The following is a 17,067-nucleotide window of genomic DNA, read 5'->3' as shown; positions in this document are numbered from 1 at the left end:
TCGCTCGACAGGGTCACCAGACGGCACCTTCGAGCGCATCGAGCGGGATCTTGAGATAGCGCCGGCCGTTGTCTTCCGGCTCCGGCAGGCGCCCGCCCCGAATATTCACCTGCAGCGCATGCAGGATCAGCTTTGGCATCGGCAATGTCTTGTCGCGTGCCTCGCGCAGCGCGACGTAGCCCACCTCGTCCATCCCCGCGACATGCGGGTTCGCTCGCCTCTGCTCTGCGACCGTACTCTCCCAGCGCGGCTCGCGTCCGCCCGGCCGATAGTCGTGACCGGTGAAGAGCCGGGTCTCGTCAGGCATCGCCAGAATATCCTGGATCGAGGCCCAGAGCGCTGTGGCGCTGCCGCCGGGGAAATCGGCCCGGGCGCTGCCGGAATCCGGCATGAAGAGCGTGTCATGGATGAAGGCGGCATCGCCGATCACATAGGTGATCGAGGCCAGCGTATGGCCGGGCGAAAACAGGACATGCGCATCGATCGAGCCAAGCCTGAAATGGTCGCCATGAGAAAACAGCCGGTCCCATTGCGAACCATCGGTCAGCAGCGCCGGGCAGTTATAGAGCTTCTTCCAAAGCTTCTGCACCTCGACCACATGCGCACCGATGCCGGTCGGCGCCCCGGTCCTCTGCTTCAGATAATGCGCGGCTGAGAAATGGTCGGCATGCGGATGGGTGTCGAGAATCCACGCGACGGTCAGCCCCTGCGCCGCGACATGCGACAGGAGCGCATCGGCGCTCGCCGTGCTGGTCGCCCCGGATTTCTCGTCATAGTCGAGCACCGGGTCGATGATCGCACAGCTCTTCGTCGCAGGATCCGAGACGACATACTGGATGCTGCCGCTGCGCGGCTCGTAGAACCCCTTGACCTCGGGCCGGGCCGGCAGCGCTCGGGCAGCGAGCCAGGCCTGCGCGCCCTTGAGATCGAAGCCGAGCCGCTCGCCGAATGCCCGGACATCCGCCGCCTCGAGGCRCCCGTCGATAACCTCGCCCAGCGCGTGCAGGGTCAACGCGCGCGTTCCGGATTTGCAATGGGCGAAGACCGGTCCGGATGCCGAGGCGACCGCTCTCTGGAATGCCCGCACATTGGCCTCGGTGATGGTCGGCCCGGTGACGGGTATGTGCGCATAGGCAATCCCGGCTTCAGCTGCGGCGGACGCCTCGGCCTCGGTGCCGGGCTGCCCGGCCTCCTCGCCATCGGGCCGGTTGTTGACGACCGTCGCGAAGCCTTCGCCTGCGAGCTGCGCAAACTCGGCAAGCGATGGCTGGCCACCAATGGTGAGCCTGTCGCTGATCCTGACGGTCGGCATGGCGTCGCTCCTCTTGCGGGCCTTCAATATACAATATCATATAATGTATATTGAAGACCCGCAAGAGGCACGTCACGCGGTCAGAGCACCACCACCCTGGAGCCGCCGGCAACGCGATTATACAGGTCGATCACGTCCTGGTTCATCATTCGAATGCAGCCTGACGAGACGGCCTCGCCGATCGTCCAGGGCTCGTTGGTGCCGTGGATGCGGTAGAGCGTGTCCTTGCCGTTCTTGAACAGATAGAGCGCCCGGGCGCCGAGCGGATTGCTCGCGCCACCTGCCATGCCGCCGGCCCATTTCGCATAACGGCCGGGCTCTCGCCGGATCATGTCCGGCGTCGGCGTCCAGCGCGGCCATTGCGCCTTGCGCTCGACGCGCGCCGTCCCGGTGAATTCAAGCCCCTCCTTGCCGACCCCGACGCCATAGCGCAGCGCCTTGCCGCCCTCCTGCACGAGATAGAGGAAGCGTGCCTCGGGATCGACGACGATCGTTCCGGGCTGCTCGCGGGTCCGGTAATCGACGAGCTGGCGCATATAGGCCGGCTTCAGATCCTCAAGCGAAACGGCAGGAACGGAGAAGCGTTCATTGTCGAGCGCCGCATAGCGCTCAGCCGCCAGCGGGTCGACGGTCGGGATGGTATTCGCGATCTGCGGCGGCGGCAGCGATGTCGTCGTGCAGGCGCCGGCCAGAAGCGGAAAGCCGACGGCGGAGAGGACCATCCTGACCGCCTTGCGGCGCGATGGCAGCATCGCCGAGCGAGTCTGCAACCTCATCGTGCCGCCTGCTTTCCGCGTGCATCGGCGACGACCTGCTTGAAGCCCTTGTAGTCGAGCGTCGAGGTCCGGAACGGTCCGACCAGATAGGTTGGCGTGCCCTGCAGGCCCAGCGAATCCGCTTGCGCCAGATTGCGCCGCAGCTGTGCCGTGATCTTCTCTGCATTCGCATCGAGATCGGCCTGCAGGCGGTTCATGTCGACGCCTGCGCCCTTGACCGCCGTCAGGATGGTGTCCTTCGAGCTCAGCCGGCCGGGAAGCCCCATCAGAGCCTTGTGAACGGCCTCGTAGCGCCCCTGATAGCCGGCACCGAGCGCGATCTGCGACGCAAGGACGGAGGATTCGCCCAGGATCGGCCATTCCTTGTAGACAAGGCGGATCTTGCCATCCTCCCTGACGACGCGCGCGAGGTCGGGGGCGGATTTCTTGCAGTAGGGGCAGTTGTAGTCGAGGAAGGCGACGATCGTGACATCGCCCTTCGGGTTCCCGCCAGCCGGCGCTTCCGGATCATTGAGGATGGCTTCGACATCGATGGTTTGGGCCATCGCCATGGGCGAGATGAAGGGCGCAGCGGCCAGCGCGGCCGCAATACGAATGAGGTTTCTGCGATTCATGCTGGGTTCCGCTCAGGCTTCCGGGTCCGGATGGACGAATGAGGTCTGGCACCGCACGGCACGCCGGACGGCATGGCCATGCGCTGCGCAAAGGATGCCCCGGGGTCGGAAATCCACCTTAAGCCAGCCTTAAGCCGCGCCAGCGAGGGAGGGCGTGGCCAATGGAGAGAACCGAAATGCGTATCCTCGTCGTGGAGGATGATCCTGTTCTGTCGGACGGGCTGAAGGTCGGGCTCGGGCTTGCCGGCGCGACGGTGGACCGCGTCGAGACCTGCGCCGAGGCGCTGGCCGCGCTCGCGACCTCCTGTTTTGATGCCGTGGTGCTCGACCTGATGTTGCCGGATGGGTCCGGGCTCGACGTGCTGAAGGAGATGCGGGGCAAGTCCGACCGCACGCCCGTACTCCTCCTGACCGCGCTCGACGAGGTCGCAGACCGGATCCGCGGCCTCGATGCCGGCGCTGACGACTATCTCGGCAAACCCTTCGATCTCGACGAGCTGGCGGCCAGGGTGCGCTCCGTGGCGCGCCGAAATGCCGGTCGAGCCGCGCCCGTCATGGCTGCGGGCGCCATCATGCTCGACCCCGCAACGCTTGCTGCCAGCGTTGCCGGCACGCCCGTCACGCTCTCCCGGCGCGAATTCGCAGTGCTGTCGGCACTCATGGAGCGTCCTGGCGCGGTCCGCTCGAAGGGCGAAATCGAAGACCGGCTCTATGGCTGGCAGGAGGATATCGAGAGCAACGCCGTCGAGGTCCATATCCACAATCTGCGTGCCAAGATCGGCCGCGACGCGATCGAGACCGTGCGCGGCCTCGGCTACCGGATGAGACAGGTGACGAAATGAGGCCTGGGCCATGACCTMCCTGCGCACGCGCCTCTTCGTCATCCTGATTGCCGCCACCGGGCTGATCTGGCTCAGCGCGGTCGCCTGGATCTATCTCGACAGTAGGTCCAAGCTGGAGCATGTGCTCGACACCCGCCTGCAGGAGGCGGCGAAGATGGTGCATTCGCTGGTCGACGCCGGCCGGATGCCGGACACCGCTATCGCCGGACTACCCGGCGCGACGGTCGAGCCGGCATTCTACGAGCGCCAGCTATCCTGCCAGATCTGGTCTCTCGACGGCCGGCTGGTTGCCCGTTCCAGCGGCGCGCCGGGCTCCCAGCTGACCGATCAGGCCGCCGGCTTCTCCGATCGAACGGTCGATGGCGAACGCTGGCGGGTCTACGCGGTCGAAGATGCCCAGAAGGGCATCCGCGTCATGGTCGGCGATCGCATCGGCTTGCGTCATGGGCTGGTCAACGACCTGATCACCGGGCTTCTCGCGCCCGCGCTGCTGATCGCCCCGTTGCTCGGCCTGCTGATCTGGCTCAGCCTCGGCCGGGGCTTGCGCCCGCTCGCGACCATGGCTGCGGAACTCAAGTCCCGTGACGCCGAGGACATGCGTCCCCTCGCGGCGGCCGAAGCCCCCATCGAGGTCAGGCCGCTCGCGCAGGCGCTGAACGGTCTGTTCGACAAGGTTGCGGCCGCCCGCCGCCATGAGCGCGAGATCACGGCCTTCGCCGCCCATGAATTGCGAACCCCGCTGGCTGGTTTGAAGACGCAGGCGCAGATCGCACTGGCCACAACCGACGCATCGATCAGGGAAGGCGCGCTACGCCAGATCCTGATCTCAGTGGACCGGACGGCCCGCCTCGTTCGGCAGCTGCTAACGCTCGCCAAGCTCGAAACGGAACAGCAAGGTCCGGCCTCGGGCCGTGTCCGGGTCAGCGGGCTCCTCGCCGAGATCATCGACAATGCGGCTCCGGCGGCCGGCATCGACGTCGAAATCGACCCTGGGCTCGCAGCCCTGGATGTGCCAGGCGACCGCGAGAGCCTCGCCCTGGCGCTGCGCAACCTGCACGAAAACGCGATCCAGCATATGCCGGGCGGTGGTGTCGTGTCCTGGCGTCCGACGGCCGATGGTCGCGGCGTCGCGGTATTCGACCAGGGCCCCGGCATCCCCCAGGAGGAACTCGGCCTGGTCAAGCAACGCTTCTACCGCGGTCGCCACAAGAGCCCGACAGGCACAGGGCTCGGCCTGACCATCGTCGACATCGCCGCCAGGCGCGTCGGAGCGCTGCTCGTCCTGAGCAACCGCACAGACGGCCCGGGATTGCAGGCAGCGCTCCTCTGGAACGACGGTTCGCTGCAGCGCTGAAGCAGCGGCCGGAAGGGTGGATTGCGCTACTCGGGCCGCTGCAAACACAGGTGGTTAGGTCAGTGCTTCGCGAAGACCGTCGTCTCGCCATCTGCCCCGACCAGAAGCGTCTCATACCGGTCCGGCGTCACGCCCTCGACCTCCATGCCGGGAGATCCGACCGGCATGTCGGGCACAGCCAGGCCGATTGCAGCCGGCTTGTCCTGCAGCAGCTTGCGGATGTCCGGGGCCGGCACATGGCCTTCGATGAAATACCCCTCGATGATCGCGGTATGGCAGGACTGGACCTTATCGGGCACGCCGACCAGGCGCTTGCTTGCTGCCATGTCCTTGCTCTCGACGACCTTGGGCGAGAACCCCGCCTGTTCGAGATGCTTGACCCAGGACTTGCAGCAGCCGCAGCTCGGGCTGAGATGGACCTGGATGGACTGGGCCGCCGCCGGAGCAGCGAAGAGCGCGAGCGTCAGCGCGGTAGCAAGGGTTTTCATCGTTCTCTCCAGATAGACATCATGAGCGGGCCGGGTTCGCGGCCGGCAAGGGAAAGCGCCCCGTCCTCAGCGCATCCGCGAATTGCTGTTMGCTGGCAGCCAGCGTCGGCAACGTCACCGTGACCCGGAGGCCTCCTTCCGCCCGGTTGGCGAGCAAGATCTCGCCGCCATGGGCATGAATGACCGCGCGCGCGATCGTCAGCCCGAGTCCGGTACCGCCGGTTTCCCGGCTGCGCGATTCCTCGAGCCGGACGAATGGCTGGAAAGCACGCTCGACCTCCTGCTCGGGAATGCCCGGCCCGTCATCCTCGATGATGAAGCTCAGGCCGGTCGGTGTCTCCGATATGGCGATCGAGACCTGATCGCCATATTTCACCGCGTTACCGATCAGGTTCCAGAAGGCGCGCTTCAAGGCGAGCAGTCGCCCGAGTACGCGGCCATGACCGAGTCCGCTGAGCGTGATCGTTCGCCCCTGATCGATATGGTCGTCGACGATGGTTTCGATCACCGAGACGATATCGAGTGGACGGATCGCCTCGCTGGAGACGCCGCCGCGCAGGAATTCGAGCGTCGAATCGATCATCGCCTCCATTTCGGAGAGGTCGGCATCGACCAGATCGCGCGTCGCATCGTCCTCCATCAGCTCCGAGCGCAGCCGCAGACGCGTGATCGGCGTGCGCAGGTCATGCGAGACCGCCGCCAGCGCCTGCATGCGCTCGGCGACGAGGCGCTGGATGCGCTCGCCCATGGTGTTGAAGGCGCGCGCCGCCCGGCGCACCTCAGCGGGGCCGACCTCGCTGAGCGGTGTCGGGGCCTGGTCGAGGCTGAAGCGCTCGGCTGCCAGCGCCAGGTCGCGCAGCGGCCGCGTCGCCCAGCGCAGCAGCAGCACGCCGATGACGATGATCGCCACGCCGAAACAGATCATGATCGCCAGCACGTTCCAGTCGGCATGCTGCGCGGCCCCGAGCGTCGTCGAGGAGAAATTGACCCAGGAGCCGTCGTCCAGCCTGACCGAGACCAGCATCATATGGCGATCGGCATCTCCCTCTCCGGCGCCTGGGGCCCCGCCATCGGCATAGCCCAGGCGAAACGATTCCGATGCGAGCTCAGGCGCGAGTTCCATCAGCCGTGCCGCCATCGCCTGCGTGCGTTCGGTTTTCGGCGCAGTACCGAGGACGAGGCTGACATTGCTCCAGTGCACCTCCAGGCTCGCGCTCGACAGATCATGGGCGACGCGATCGCGCTCTGCATCGTGCACGTTGCCGGCGATCGCGCGCTTGATCGTGACAATGCGCTCCGCCAGCGCCTTGTCGCGCTGCACATTGGCCATGCTGTCGACACTGACGCGATAGGCCCAGTAGCCGGCGAAATGGAAAGCGAGCAGCGCCGCGACGAGGATCAGGATGGCGCGGCCCGCAACCGTGTCGGGCCAGCGCGGACGGAGGGACCTGCTCATGCCRGCTCACCCTCGCGCGCCTGCACGGTCGGCGTGAACATGTAGCCCGAGCCTCGGATGGTCTTGATCAGCTGGCTGCCATTCGTATCCGCCTCGAGCTTGCGGCGCAGGCGGCTGATCTGGACATCGATCGTCCTGTCGAAAGGGTCGTCACTGCTGCGCGTCTTGGCAAACTGCATCAGCGCCTCTCGCGAGAGCACCCTGTTGGCGTGTTCGGCAAAGGCAAGCAGCAGGTCGAACTCGCCAGTCGAAAGATCGACCAGCGTTCCCGACGGCGACAGCAATTCCCGGCGGCGCAGATCCATCGTCCAGCCATCGAAGCCTATCTGCTCGCTGGCGCGATCACTCGGCTCGCCCCGGCGGATGCGCGTGCGCCGCAGCACGGCCCGAACCCGCGCCAGCAGCTCGCGTGGACTGAACGGCTTGGTCACATAGTCATCTGCGCCGACCTCGAGCCCCTGTATGCGGTCGCTCTCCTCGCTGCGGGCCGTCAGCATCACGATCGGCACCGGCGAGATCGCGCGGATATCGCGGCAGAGTTCAATCCCCGAACGGCCCGGCAGCATCAGGTCGAGAATGACGAGGTCGATCTCGCTGCGTTTGAGGATGTCGAACATCGCATCGCCATCGGCGGCGCCGCTGACCTGATAGCTATGCCGCTGCAGGAAGCGCGCGACCAGCAGGCGGATCTGCGGGTCGTCGTCGACCACCAGCACATGGCCGTGATCCTCGGCCTGAACGCTTGCAGGGAATGGGTTCAACTTCGGACTTCCGACTGGACGGGCGAGGAGTGATCGGTACGCGGCTCAAGGGTCAAGATAACGCCTGCTTGCGCCAAATGCGCGGATCGCTTCGCAACAATTTGTAACGGACGCGGCCGGAGCKCCGTTGCTAGTCAGACGTCACCACGCCGCTGGAGACGCCGAATCGCAATGATTGCAAGACCACTCCTCCTCGCAACCCTTGCGATCGTGCTCGGCGCCTGCGCCGGCAAACCGCTGCCTGACTATCTCGCACGTCCGGCCGATCCGAACGTGAACGTCCCCGCCCCTGCCTATCAGAGCGTCACTGCCGGCAGCACCGTGCTGCGCCCGGCCGAGCCGAAGGACTGGCGTGAACTCAATCGGCGCGTTGGACCGCAGCCATGACCGAAGGACCGATCACTGTGGCCACGCCTGCGTCCATCCCTTTCCGGTCGATCATGCGCTTCCCGTCTGTTTCCCGCCTCGCCCTTGTCGCCGGCATGGCCGCGCTCCTTGGCGGTTGCGCGACCTTCTCCGCCGATGGCGGCATCGGCCCGGCGCAGAATCTCGCCTTCAGCGAGCTGAAGAAGGACGTGGTCAAGATCAATGATGCYGKGGTGGCGATCAGCGCCAAGGCTCGCGTCGACCAGCTGCTGAGGAAACCGCTGACGGCCGATTCCGCGGTGCAGATCGCGCTGCTTAACAATCGCGGCCTGCAAGCCGCCTTCAATGATCTCGGCATTGCCGAGGCGCAGATGGTCGCGGCGAGCCTGCCGCCCAATCCCCGCTTTGGCATCTCCAAGCTTTCAGGACGATTTGAACTGGAGATCGAGCGCCAGGTCGCAGGCAGCCTCTTCGCGCTTGCGACATTACCGGCGCGCGCCGCAATCGCCCGCGAGACATTCCAGACCGCCCAGTTGCGCGCCGCCGAATCCGTGCTGAAGCTGGCAGCCGAAACGCGCCGGCAGTATTACCGGGCCGTCGCCGCCAATGCGCAGGTCGGCTTCTTCGAGCAGGCCAAGAACTCCACCGACGCCGCCTCCGAGCTGTTCAAGCGGCTCGGCGAGTCCGGCGGCATCAACAAGCTCGATCAGGCCCGCGAATTCGCCTTCGACGCCGAGCTCGGCGCCCAGCTCGGCCAGGCACGCCTGCTGCAGCGCCAGGAGCGCGAACGCCTCGTGCGGCTGCTTGGCCTGTGGGGCGACGAGCTGAAGTTCCAGATCCCCGCCAATCTTGCGCCCCTTCCGCAAATCCAGAGTGCCAAGGCGATCGAAGCCGAGGCCTTGCGCAAGCGGATCGATCTGCAGATCGCCCGCGGCGATCTCGACGCGCTGGCGAAGTCGCTGGGCCTCACCAACGCAACCCGCTTCGTCAACGACGTCGATCTGCTCGGCCGGCGCACCTATGACCGTGGGCGCAGGGCCCTGGCCGATGGTGACGTCGAGCGGGAGTCGAAGCGCAGCACCACGCTCGAACTCGAGATCGAGATCCCGATCTATGATTTCGGACAGTCGCGCGTGGTCCGGGCCGAGCAGAACTATATGCAGGCCGCCAACAAGCTTGCCGAGAAGGCCGTCAATATCCGCTCGGAAGCGCGCGAAGCCTATACCAGCTATCGCGCCACCTATGACATCGCCCGGCAATACCAGAACAACGTCCTGCCGCTGCGCAAGATCATCCAGGACGAGTCGCTGCTGCACTATAACGGCATGCTCGTCGATGTGACGCAGCTCATCACCGATGCGCGCGGGCGCATCCTGTCGAATGTCGCCGYGATCAATGCGCGCCGCGATTTCTGGATCGCCCATACCGACCTCAAGCACGTCGTGATCGGCGGTGGCGGCACCGGTGGCGGTGGAGCGACCGCCGCCGCGAGCACCGGTGGCGACGGCGGCGGCGCAGGCCATTAGCGAGCAAGGAACGACACCATGACCATGTCACGCAGAGGCTTCATCGGCTCGTCCGGCCTCGTCCTTGCCGGTGCGACAGCCGTCTCCGGCCGCACCGCCTTCGCTTCGGTCCCCGAGGCGCCGACCATGACGGACGCCTCGACCCAGGCACCACTGGTTCCAACCAGCGGGCCGGATTACCAGCCGGTCGCCACTTTGAACGGCTGGACCCTGCCCTGGCGGATGAACGGCGACTGGAAGGAGTTCCATCTCGTCGCCGAACCKGTCGAGCGCGAGCTCGCGCCGGGCATGAAGGCCTATCTCTGGGGCTATAACGGCCAGTCGCCGGGCCCCACCATCGAGGCGGTGGAGGGCGACAAGGTCCGCATCTTCGTCACCAACAAGCTGCCCGAGAACACGACKATCCATTGGCATGGCCAGCGCCTGCCCAACGGCATGGATGGCGTCGGCGGGCTGAACCAGCCGCATATCCCGCCCGGCAAGACCTATGTCTACGAGTTCCTGCTGCGGCGCTCCGGCACCTACATGTACCACCCCCATTCGGACGAAATGGTCCAGATGGCGATGGGCATGATGGGCTTCTTCGTCGTTCATCCCAAGGACCCGGCCTTCCGCCGCGTCGCCCGTGATTTCGTCTTCCTGCTCAATGCCTTCGACATCGAGGCCGGCTCCTATGTGCCGAAGGTCAACACGATGCTCGACTTCAACCTGTGGTGCTGGAACAGCCGGGTCTTCCCGGGGATCGATCCTTTCGTCGTGGCGAAGAACGACAAGGTGCGCATCCGCTTCGGCAATCTGACGATGACGAACCATCCGATCCACATGCACGGCTACGAGTTCAAGGTCTCCTGCACGGATGGCGGCTGGGTCGATCCAGCGGCCGCCTGGGACGAGGTCTCGATCGATGTCGCGGTGGGCCAGATGCGCGCCTTCGACTTCGTCGCCGACGAGCTCGGCGACTGGGCGATCCATTGCCACAAGTCGCACCACACCATGAATGCCATGGGCCACTCGGTGAAAACCTATATCGGCGTCGGCAAGAAGGACATTGCCAAGCGGATCGCCAAGATCGCGCCGGGCTATATGCCGATGGGCTCCAACGGCATGGGCGAGATGGGCGCGATGGAAATGCCCCTGCCGAACAACACTCTGCCGATGATGACGGGTTTTGCGCAGTTCGGCCCGGTTGAAATKGGCGGCATGTTCTCGGTCGTGAAGGTCCGCGAGGGCCTCGCCAAGAACGACTACAAGGACCCCGGCTGGTTCAAGCACCCGGAAGGTACCGTCGCCTACGAATACAAGGGCGCCAAGCTGACCGAGGCACCCCGTGCGACTGCGCCCGACAGCGGCGGGCAATCAGCCGACTGGCGCGTGAAGGATCCGCGCAAACCCCGACTCGGCCCGGATGGCAAGCCGGTGCCCGCGGCCAAGGCCGGCGGCCATTCCAACCACTGAGCGTCCATCGACACCCCTTCGGGAGAGGAACCATGTCAAAGCACTTCACGAAACTCGGCTTGGCGGCGGTGGCCGTCATGTTCTCCGCCGCGGCAGCGCTGGCCGGTCCTGGCGGAGCCGGGCACGGCCATGGCGACGAGACCGCCTATGGCAAGCCGGGCGATCCCAAGAAGCCGGCCCGGCTGATCCAGATCGCCATGGCCGAGCGTGAGGGCAAGATGCAGTTCATCCCGGACAGGATCGAGGTCCGGCGCGGTGAACAGATCCGCTTCCAGCTGCGCAACAATGGCGAGCTCGATCACGAGTTGGTCGTGGCGACGCTCGAGGAGAACCTCAAGCACGCCGTCGAGATGCAGAAGAACCCCGACATGGAGCATGACGATCCGAACGCCAAGCGCCTCTCCCCCAAGAAGACCGGGGAGATCGTCTGGCAGTTCACCAAGGCCGGGCAGTTCGATTTCTCGTGCCTGATCCCCGGCCACCGCGAAGCCGGAATGACCGGCACCATCACCGTCAAGTGACCGCGGCAACCCTCACATCACGATGGAGACCATGATGCGCAGACTTCTCACGATCGCACTTGTCAGCGGCAGCCTTGCTGGCGCGGCCCTGGCGCAGGACGCAGCTCCGGTGAGCGCGACGGTCAAGAAGGTCGATATGGCCCAGGGCAAGATCACGCTTGATCACGGCCCGATCAAGAACCTCGACATGGACGGCATGACGATGGTGTTCAAGGCCGCCGACCCGGCCATGCTCAAGGAGTTGAAGGCCGGCGAAAAGGTCAAGTTCACCGCCGAGCGCGTCAACGGTCAGATCACCGTCACCTCGCTGCAGAAGGCGAAGTAAGCGCAGCGGTGGCCCGCATCTCGGCGGGCGGCGGGCGCGATCGGTTCTTCGCGGCACTCGCTGCCCTCGTCTTATCCGCTCCATCCCCTGGCGCCGCAAGCGACGGTGACCTGCAACGCGCCCTGCTCGAATCCGGTTGTGCCAACGCCAAGGTCATCAGGCTGCCCGATCAGGGCAAGATCGTCATCTACCGGGCGAACTGCCTCAGTACCGAGCATAAGGTGATCGAACTGGTCTGCATCGCTGGTCGTTGCACAGCAAGCAGCCCCTCGTCGGAGGACGAGCGAGACAGGTAGCCAATGAGCCCCTTGCCGACGGTCCGCGCAGGGGAAAGCGCACAATGGAAAGAAGGCCGGCAGCGCAATCATCGCTGCCGGCCTTCCTTTTGGCTTCAAGCGGCGTTCACAGGTCCTGCGGCATCGGCCTTGCCGGATGCTTCGGCGCCCGCAGCGAGGCGACGATGGTCCAGGCAATGATCCCGACCGTCACCGCCGCAAGCACCGCCGCGATCGGTCGATTGACCAGGCCGATCAGGCTGCCGTCGGACTTGATCATCGAGTTGATGAAATACTCCTCCAGCAGCGGGCCGAGCACCACGCCGAGGATGACCGGCGCAACCGGAAAGCCGTTCTCCTCGAGCACGAAGGCAAGGGCACCGAAGGCCAGCATCAGCCCGACATCGAAGAGCGAGTTGTTGATCGCGTAGGAGCCGACGATGGCGAAGAGCAGGATGATCGGCATCAGGATCTTGCGGGGCACATGCAGCACCCGCGAGGCCACCTTGATGATCGCCCAGCCGAGCGGCAGCATCAGCAGGTTGGCGATGACGAAGACGAGAAACAGCGCGTAGACGTTCTCGGGATTGTTGACGAAGATCGTCGGCCCCGGCGCCATGTTCTTCATCATCAGGACACCGATGGCGATCGCGGTGATCGAGTCGCCGGGAATGCCGAAGACGAGAGCCGGAATCCAGGCGCCCGCAAGCGAGCTGTTATTGGAGGCTCCTGCCTCGATCAGCCCTTCGGGGTGACCCGTGCCGAATTTCTCGGGCGTCTTCGAGAAGCGCTTGCTCATCGCATAGGACATCCAGGCCGCCATGTCGGCGCCGCTGCCCGGCTGGATACCGACGACGGTCCCGAGCGCGCTGCCGCGAACAAGCTGCCACGGGTATTGCTTGGTCAGCCGCCACATATTGGCGAAGATCGGCCCCATCTTCTTGATGACGATCTGCGGCGCGCTTCCGTCCGAGATCATGTGGCGCATCACCTCCGAGCAGGCGAACATGCCGACCATCATCGGGATCAGCGAGACACCGCCGAGCATCTCGGTGTTGTCGAAGGTGAAGCGCGGCTGGCCGGCCGGATTGTTCATGCCGACAAGCGAGATCATCAGGCCGATCAGCAATGCGATACAGGCCTTGAGCGGCGTCGAAGAGCCAATGAAGACTGCCCCGCCGAGACCGAGCATCACGATCCAGAAGAACTCGACCGAGCCGAAGCCAAGCGCGAAATCGGCGATGGCCGGGGACGCCGCCATCATCACCGCGGTTCCGAACAGGCCACCGAGAACCGAGAACCAGAGCCCGATGCCGAGCGCCAGCTCAGGCTCGCCCCGCAGCGTCATCTGGTAGGAATCGTCGACATAGGCCGCCGAGGCCGGCGTGCCGGGAATGCGCAGCAGGCAGCCCGGAATATCGCCGGAAAAGATTGCCATCGTACTGGTCGTGACGATCGCGGCGATGGCCGGGACGGGCGGCATGAAGAAGGTCAGCGGCACCAGAAGCGCTGTCGCCATCGTGGCGGACAGGCCGGGAATGCATCCGACAATGAGGCCGTAAATGGCCGAGGCGGTGATGACAGCGAGCACATAGGGATCGAGCACCATCCCCAGCGCGGTGACATAGGCATCGAGCCTGGCAGCCTCACCAGCGGATCGGTTCGAGGGGCCCCCACGGCAGCTGCACGCCGAGACCGAGATAGAAGATCGAATGCATCGCAAGCGCCGCGAGCAGGGAGAGCGCGAGGGCCGGGCCCGGCCGGACCCCACCCGCCATGAACAGCACGACGAGGATCAGCGGTGCCGTGATGAGGAAGCCCAATACCTCCGAGAACCAGAGGTAGAACAGCACTACAGCCGGCACGAGCGCGAGCTTCATCAACGCCGCAGGGCTGCGTGCCCAGTCGGCCAGGGCCAGCATCGGGCCGCGGTCGACCGCGCGAGCGCCATTGACCCCGAGGATCGCAGCGCAAAGCGCCAGCAATCCGGACAGGATCAGCGGGAAGGCCGAGGGGCCCAGCGGTTGCTGCGAAGGGTTCGGCAGATGCCAGGACGCCGTCGCGACGAGCGCGGCCAGCCCGAGGAACACCAGCCCGGCGAAGAGATCGTTGAATTTCATGGAGACCTGCCCGGCGCGAAGGACACGATGGGGTGGACGCGGCGCGGGCAAGCCAGCGCCGCGTCATGCTCCGGCGCGGGGCCGGGCTGGATTGGGCTGGCGCTACTGKCGCAGGCGCAGGCCGAGCGCGCCCATGATCTCGCCATTGCGCTTGTGCTGCTCGACGAGGAAGCTGCCGAAGGCCGGCCCCTTGGCGAAGGCATAGCCAAAGCCGCGCTCGGCCAGGAAGCTCTTGTAGCTGTCGGAATTCGCCACCTTGTCGGTCGCCTCGACAAGACGTGCCGTGACTTCGGCCGGCAGATTGGCGGGAGCCGCAAGGCCGCGCCAGGTACCACCCTCATAGTCCTTGCCGATCGCGTCCTTGACCGTCGGCACCGACGGGAAGGCCGAGATCTTCTCCTTCGAAAGCACGGCCAGCGACTTGACGCGGCCGGCATCGATCATCGGCTTGCCCTCGGGCAGCGATGACGGAACGATCTGCACGCCGCCGGAAGCCAGCTCCTGGAAACCAGGCGCCGCACCCTGGCTCGGCACGACGACGACGCTCTTCGGGTCGATGCCCTCGAGCTGCAGCAGCCCGGCAAAAGCGAGGTGATAGGCGGCTCCTGCCGCCATGCCCGACATCTTGAAATGGCCGACCGGCTGCTTGCGGATGTCGTCCAGCGCCGCGCGCAGATTGGCCCAGGGGCTGTTGGACGCGACGTTGAACGCGGCGGAATCGAAGTTCACCAGCGCCAGCGGCGTCAGCTTCTCATAGGTGAAGGGTGCGGTGTTCGACCAGTAGAAGGTCGTCACCTCGGCGGTGGCCAGACCGATCGTGTAACCGTCCGGCTTGGCATTGACGATCTCGGTATGGCCGACGACGCCGCCGCCACCGGTGCGGTTGACGACATTGACCGGCTTGCCGAGCTCCTTCTCCAGCCCCGCCGCAAGGATGCGGGCAACCGCATCGGTGCCGCCGCCGGCGGCCCAGGGCACGATCAGGGTGACTGGCCGCTCCGGCCAGGCGGCGGACGCGGAAAGGCTCGTCGCCGTCATCGCTGCGGCGAGCATCAGGCTCTTGAATGTCATGGCGTTTCTCCAAGGGTGGATTTCTTGAGATCCGGCGGCGTTATTGCGCCGTCCGAGAGCAGGTGCCCGTAGGTGTAACCAAGCAGGACTTMCATGGCTTCGCGCGCCTGTTTTGCGTCGCGGGCCTCGATCGCACGCGCAACGGCGGCATGGTTCGGCAGGTTGCCGGTGAAGACGCCCACGGTGATGTCGAAGATGGCGCTCAGGATCGCATCGATTGCGCCGCGAAAGCTGCGCAGCACCGGGTTATGCGTCGCCTCGAGAATCGCGAGGTGAAAGGCCTTGTCCGCCGCAATCGCTGCCTGCGGGTCGAACTGGCCGTCGTCCATCGCCGCAAGCGCGGCATTGATCCGCCAGACATCCTCAGGCGTTGCGCGCTGCGCCGCGAGGGCAGCCGCTGCCGGCTCGATGATCGCGCGGGTTTCCTCCAATGCGAGCAACAGGCTGCGGTCGAGCCCCCCGCTGTTCCGCACCCATCCCAGGACATCGCTGTCGAGCAGCATCCAGTCCTGGGCCGGACGAACATGCGTGCCGTGGCGCGGGCGGACGCTCACCAACCCCTTCGCGGTCAGCGTCTTCATCGCCTCGCGGACGACGCTGCGGCCAACCCGGTAATGCGCCTCCAGTTCGTGCTCGGGAGGCAGTACCGCCCCCGGCGCGATCTCGCCGCGCACGATCGCAGCGCCGAGCGCGGAGACCATCGCGCCGATCTTTCCGGGCTTCGCGCCTTTCCGCATGCCATGAGCCTGGGACATTCGACCCTCCATTTTCATGAAATTGCCACGCTCGGGTTTCGCTTGCAACCATTCATCTGATGTTTAACATCTGATCTTCGAAACGACACGCTACCGTGAGGATATGAGATGGGCTTCGCGCCGCCTTTCGCCGGCATTCATGCCATGGTCTACGCCTTGTTCGACGAGCAGGAGAGGCTTGACCGGGCAGCGATGCGCCGCCAGACGGAGCTCTGCCTTGCGCTGGGCGTGCACGGCATTGCCGCGCTCGGCCTCGCCACCGAAGTGTCCAAACTGACCCAGTCCGAGCGCCTGGCGCTAATGGAATGGGTTTCCGAGGACACTGCCGGACGCGTGCCGCTCGCCTTCACGATCTACGGTTCGTCCGTCGCGGAACAGATCGAGCAGGTCAGGGCAGCCGAGACTGCGAAGGCCGACTGGGTCATCCTGCAGCCGCCGATGGTCGGCAGTTTTGGAGCGGCTGAATATATCCGCTTCTTCGGCCGGGTCGCTGACGCGACYTCCCTGCCCGTCGCGATCCAGAATGCACCAGCCTATATGGGGCGCGGCCTCTCGGCCGAAGACATCCGCGAACTGGTGTCGCGCCATCCGAATATCAGCCTGATCAAGGGTGAAGGCCCAGCCGTGGACATTCGGCAGCTGATCACGACCACGGAAGGGCGGCTTCCCGTCTTCAACGGTCGCGGCGGCCTCGAACTGGTCGACAACCTGCGCGCCGGCTGTGCGGGCATGATCCTGGCCCCCGACACGATCGATCACGCGCTACGCGCCTATAACCACTTCATGGCTGGAGACGAGCCCAGCGCGGAGGCCGCCTATCGCGACGTCTCGCCTGCAATCGTCTTCATCATGCAGTCGATCGAGAGCCTGCTCTGCTACGGCAAGCGCCTCTTCGGCGAGCGCGCCGGTCTTGCCATTCACGACCGGTCCCCCGCTCTGCGCCCGACGGAATTCGGTTTGGAACTCGTGCGGCGGCACGCCGCGCAGCTCGGCCCCTACAGCGCTGCGGCCTAAGGCAGCGGTCCCAACAGTGGATCGCGGCTTTAGGGA

At 65.5% G+C, this 17,067-nt stretch carries 19 protein-coding genes; 9 read left to right on the top strand and 10 right to left on the bottom strand.

What is annotated here, in order from left to right; genetic code table 11:
* Positions 1-13: 13 nt before the first annotated feature.
* The 3 genes from blh to AC1DJT_RS04415 all read right to left on the bottom strand — a co-directional run bounded on the left by blh (position 14) and on the right by AC1DJT_RS04415 (position 2,702).
* Positions 14-1,312, bottom strand: a complete 1,299-nt coding sequence (blh, locus tag AC1DJT_RS04425; protein ID WP_476833610.1) for a bifunctional sulfur transferase/dioxygenase Blh — start codon at positions 1,310-1,312, stop codon at positions 14-16.
* Between the two features lie 80 nt (positions 1,313-1,392).
* Entirely contained in the window at positions 1,393-2,034 is a 642-nt protein-coding gene (locus AC1DJT_RS04420) for a L,D-transpeptidase (RefSeq protein ID WP_441508203.1), read from the bottom strand.
* 50 nt (positions 2,035-2,084) lie between these two features.
* Positions 2,085-2,702, bottom strand: a complete 618-nt coding sequence (locus tag AC1DJT_RS04415) for a DsbA family protein (protein ID WP_441508185.1) — start codon at positions 2,700-2,702, stop codon at positions 2,085-2,087.
* Positions 2,703-2,878: 176 nt separating this feature from the next.
* Here AC1DJT_RS04415 and AC1DJT_RS04410 point away from each other — a divergent pair, with 176 nt between their 5' ends.
* On the top strand, positions 2,879-3,544 hold the full coding sequence (locus tag AC1DJT_RS04410) for a response regulator (RefSeq protein ID WP_441508184.1): 666 nt from the start codon (positions 2,879-2,881) through the stop codon (positions 3,542-3,544).
* A gap of 10 nt (positions 3,545-3,554) precedes the next feature.
* Positions 3,555-4,898: an ATP-binding protein gene (locus tag AC1DJT_RS04405; RefSeq protein WP_476833609.1), complete on the top strand. Its 1,344-nt coding sequence runs from the start codon at positions 3,555-3,557 to the stop codon at positions 4,896-4,898.
* Between the two features lie 59 nt (positions 4,899-4,957).
* Here AC1DJT_RS04405 and AC1DJT_RS04400 read toward each other — a convergent pair whose 3' ends face one another.
* From AC1DJT_RS04400 to AC1DJT_RS04390, 3 genes are read right to left on the bottom strand one after another with little or no spacing between them, the layout of a single operon-like run.
* A complete protein-coding gene (locus tag AC1DJT_RS04400) occupies positions 4,958-5,386 on the bottom strand; it encodes a DUF411 domain-containing protein (RefSeq protein ID WP_441508182.1) in 429 nt (142 codons plus the stop codon).
* Positions 5,387-5,405: 19 nt separating this feature from the next.
* Positions 5,406-6,842 (bottom strand): ATP-binding protein, encoded by a 1,437-nt coding sequence (locus tag AC1DJT_RS04395; protein ID WP_476833608.1) that lies wholly within the window; start codon positions 6,840-6,842, stop codon positions 5,406-5,408.
* The gene (locus AC1DJT_RS04390) at positions 6,839-7,603 is read right to left on the bottom strand and encodes a response regulator (RefSeq protein WP_476833607.1); all 765 of its coding nucleotides are present in this window, start codon (positions 7,601-7,603) and stop codon (positions 6,839-6,841) included. Before AC1DJT_RS04390 ends, AC1DJT_RS04395 begins: the two co-directional genes overlap by 4 nt.
* A gap of 171 nt (positions 7,604-7,774) precedes the next feature.
* Here AC1DJT_RS04390 and AC1DJT_RS04385 point away from each other — a divergent pair, with 171 nt between their 5' ends.
* The 6 genes from AC1DJT_RS04385 to AC1DJT_RS04360 are packed head-to-tail and all read left to right on the top strand — an operon-like array spanning position 7,775 to position 12,092.
* Positions 7,775-7,990 carry a hypothetical protein gene (locus AC1DJT_RS04385; protein ID WP_441492393.1) on the top strand — a complete coding sequence of 72 codons (216 nt, stop codon included), beginning with the start codon at positions 7,775-7,777 and terminating at the stop codon, positions 7,988-7,990.
* Positions 7,987-9,495 (top strand): TolC family protein, encoded by a 1,509-nt coding sequence (locus tag AC1DJT_RS04380; RefSeq protein WP_476833606.1) that lies wholly within the window; start codon positions 7,987-7,989, stop codon positions 9,493-9,495. Before AC1DJT_RS04385 ends, AC1DJT_RS04380 begins: the two co-directional genes overlap by 4 nt.
* A gap of 18 nt (positions 9,496-9,513) precedes the next feature.
* Positions 9,514-10,950, top strand: coding sequence for a multicopper oxidase family protein (locus AC1DJT_RS04375; RefSeq protein ID WP_476833605.1), 1,437 nt, complete (start codon positions 9,514-9,516; stop codon positions 10,948-10,950).
* A gap of 32 nt (positions 10,951-10,982) precedes the next feature.
* A complete protein-coding gene (locus AC1DJT_RS04370; RefSeq protein WP_476768749.1) occupies positions 10,983-11,471 on the top strand; it encodes a cupredoxin domain-containing protein in 489 nt (162 codons plus the stop codon).
* Positions 11,472-11,502: 31 nt separating this feature from the next.
* A complete protein-coding gene (locus AC1DJT_RS04365; protein WP_476768748.1) occupies positions 11,503-11,796 on the top strand; it encodes a copper-binding protein in 294 nt (97 codons plus the stop codon).
* An 8-nt stretch (positions 11,797-11,804) separates the two neighbouring features.
* Positions 11,805-12,092 (top strand): hypothetical protein, encoded by a 288-nt coding sequence (locus AC1DJT_RS04360; protein WP_476768747.1) that lies wholly within the window; start codon positions 11,805-11,807, stop codon positions 12,090-12,092.
* A gap of 106 nt (positions 12,093-12,198) precedes the next feature.
* Here the strand turns inward: AC1DJT_RS04360 and AC1DJT_RS04355 are convergent, their stop codons facing one another.
* The 4 genes from AC1DJT_RS04355 to AC1DJT_RS04340 form a co-directional block, all read right to left on the bottom strand.
* A complete protein-coding gene (locus tag AC1DJT_RS04355; protein ID WP_476833604.1) occupies positions 12,199-13,680 on the bottom strand; it encodes a tripartite tricarboxylate transporter permease in 1,482 nt (493 codons plus the stop codon).
* A 37-nt stretch (positions 13,681-13,717) separates the two neighbouring features.
* Positions 13,718-14,191: a tripartite tricarboxylate transporter TctB family protein gene (locus AC1DJT_RS04350; protein WP_441508174.1), complete on the bottom strand. Its 474-nt coding sequence runs from the start codon at positions 14,189-14,191 to the stop codon at positions 13,718-13,720.
* Between the two features lie 102 nt (positions 14,192-14,293).
* Entirely contained in the window at positions 14,294-15,262 is a 969-nt protein-coding gene (locus AC1DJT_RS04345) for a Bug family tripartite tricarboxylate transporter substrate binding protein (RefSeq protein ID WP_441508173.1), read from the bottom strand.
* Positions 15,259-16,017, bottom strand: coding sequence for a FadR/GntR family transcriptional regulator (locus AC1DJT_RS04340; RefSeq protein ID WP_476833603.1), 759 nt, complete (start codon positions 16,015-16,017; stop codon positions 15,259-15,261). Before AC1DJT_RS04340 ends, AC1DJT_RS04345 begins: the two co-directional genes overlap by 4 nt.
* A gap of 108 nt (positions 16,018-16,125) precedes the next feature.
* Between AC1DJT_RS04340 and AC1DJT_RS04335 the strand changes: the two genes are divergently transcribed.
* Positions 16,126-17,031: a dihydrodipicolinate synthase family protein gene (locus AC1DJT_RS04335; protein WP_441508171.1), complete on the top strand. Its 906-nt coding sequence runs from the start codon at positions 16,126-16,128 to the stop codon at positions 17,029-17,031.
* Positions 17,032-17,067 lie beyond the last annotated feature (36 nt).

This window comes from Allobosea sp. 05T422_2 (assembly GCF_056396265.1).
This window is presented reverse-complemented; position numbering and strand designations above follow the sequence as displayed.

Coding starts and splice junctions, on each gene's coding strand:
- AC1DJT_RS04420 (WP_441508203.1), bottom strand. CDS start 2,034: ATGGTCCTCTCCGCCGTCGGCTTTCCGCTTCTGGCCGGCGCCTGCACG.
- AC1DJT_RS04415 (WP_441508185.1), bottom strand. CDS start 2,702: ATGAATCGCAGAAACCTCATTCGTATTGCGGCCGCGCTGGCCGCTGCG.
- AC1DJT_RS04410 (WP_441508184.1), top strand. CDS start 2,879: ATGCGTATCCTCGTCGTGGAGGATGATCCTGTTCTGTCGGACGGGCTG.
- AC1DJT_RS04400 (WP_441508182.1), bottom strand. CDS start 5,386: ATGAAAACCCTTGCTACCGCGCTGACGCTCGCGCTCTTCGCTGCTCCG.
- AC1DJT_RS04385 (WP_441492393.1), top strand. CDS start 7,775: ATGATTGCAAGACCACTCCTCCTCGCAACCCTTGCGATCGTGCTCGGC.
- AC1DJT_RS04370 (WP_476768749.1), top strand. CDS start 10,983: ATGTCAAAGCACTTCACGAAACTCGGCTTGGCGGCGGTGGCCGTCATG.
- AC1DJT_RS04365 (WP_476768748.1), top strand. CDS start 11,503: ATGATGCGCAGACTTCTCACGATCGCACTTGTCAGCGGCAGCCTTGCT.
- AC1DJT_RS04355 (WP_476833604.1), bottom strand. CDS start 13,680: ATGGTGCTCGATCCCTATGTGCTCGCTGTCATCACCGCCTCGGCCATT.
- AC1DJT_RS04350 (WP_441508174.1), bottom strand. CDS start 14,191: ATGAAATTCAACGATCTCTTCGCCGGGCTGGTGTTCCTCGGGCTGGCC.